Origin of the sequence: Virgibacillus sp. M23, from assembly GCF_034190895.1 — a bacterium.
GTDB classification, from domain to species: Bacteria; Bacillota; Bacilli; order Bacillales; family Amphibacillaceae; genus Virgibacillus; species Virgibacillus salarius.
In genome coordinates, this window is sequence record NZ_JAWDHA010000127.1 from 1 (window position 1) to 1,001 (window position 1,001).

Below are 1,001 nucleotides of genomic sequence, written 5' to 3' on the forward strand. Positions count from 1 at the left end.
ATGTATTAGGCACGCCGCCAGCGTTCGTCCTGAGCCAAGATCAAACTCTCCAAAAAAGTTTGTTCATAATTAACACCGTTAATTATGATGTCTTAGCTTGCTCCAGAAGTTTCCTTCTGGTTATTTTCAAGAAAAAACAGTTGCATGTTTTTCTCTTGACATACTGGTTGTTTTGTTCAGTTTTCAAAGAGCAAATATTGGTGGAGCCTAGCGGGATCGAACCGCTGACCTCCTGCGTGCAAGGCAGGCGCTCTCCCAGCTGAGCTAAGGCCCCATATAATGGTCGGGAAGACAGGATTTGAACCTGCGACCCCATGGTCCCAAACCATGTGCTCTACCAAGCTGAGCTACTTCCCGAAAAAATGGCGCGCCCGAGAGGAGTCGAACCCCTAACCTCTTGATCCGTAGTCAAACGCTCTATCCAATTGAGCTACGGGCGCTTATGGTGCCGAGGGCCGGACTCGAACCGGCACGGTGGAAACCCACCGCAGGATTTTAAGTCCTGTGCGTCTGCCAATTCCGCCACCCCGGCTTGGCTTGGAGCGGAAGACGGGATTCGAACCCGCGACCCCCACCTTGGCAAGGTGATGTTCTACCACTGAACTACTTCCGCAATACAATATATTTTTATGAATGGTGCGGGTGGAGGGAGTCGAACCCCCACGTCCGAAGACACTAGATCCTAAGTCTAGCGCGTCTGCCAGTTCCGCCACACCCGCAAAATTATATTATTATGGTGAGCCATGGAGGATTCGAACCTCCGACCCTCTGATTAAAAGTCAGATGCTCTACCGACTGAGCTAATGGCTCATAAATTTTTAATTCTAGAAGTTCTAGCGAACTAATAACTCGTACATAATTAACAAGTATAATGAAAATGGTGCCGGCCAGAGGACTTGAACCCCCAACCTACTGATTACAAGTCAGTTGCTCTACCAGTTGAGCTAGGCCGGCTTTATGGTGGAGGATGCAGGGCTCGAACCTGCGACCCCTTGCTTGTA

8 tRNA genes are annotated in these 1,001 nt (G+C 49.6%); all 8 read right to left on the minus strand.

Annotation, left to right across the window (positions count from 1 at the left end):
- Positions 1–198 precede the first annotated feature (198 nt).
- The 8 genes from RVS70_RS21520 to RVS70_RS21555 all read right to left on the minus strand — a co-directional run bounded on the left by RVS70_RS21520 (position 199) and on the right by RVS70_RS21555 (position 954).
- Positions 199–274: transfer RNA gene (locus tag RVS70_RS21520), tRNA-Ala, on the minus strand.
- A 6-nt stretch (positions 275–280) separates the two neighbouring features.
- Positions 281–357 (minus strand) — tRNA-Pro (locus tag RVS70_RS21525).
- Positions 358–363: 6 nt separating this feature from the next.
- A tRNA-Arg gene (locus tag RVS70_RS21530) sits at positions 364–440 on the minus strand.
- Positions 441–443: 3 nt separating this feature from the next.
- Positions 444–532: transfer RNA gene (locus tag RVS70_RS21535), tRNA-Leu, on the minus strand.
- A gap of 6 nt (positions 533–538) precedes the next feature.
- Positions 539–613, minus strand: a tRNA-Gly gene (locus tag RVS70_RS21540).
- 21 nt (positions 614–634) lie between these two features.
- Positions 635–719, minus strand: a tRNA-Leu gene (locus RVS70_RS21545).
- 15 nt (positions 720–734) lie between these two features.
- Positions 735–810, minus strand: a tRNA-Lys gene (locus RVS70_RS21550).
- 68 nt (positions 811–878) lie between these two features.
- Positions 879–954: transfer RNA gene (locus RVS70_RS21555), tRNA-Thr, on the minus strand.
- Positions 955–1,001: the final 47 nt, after the last annotated feature.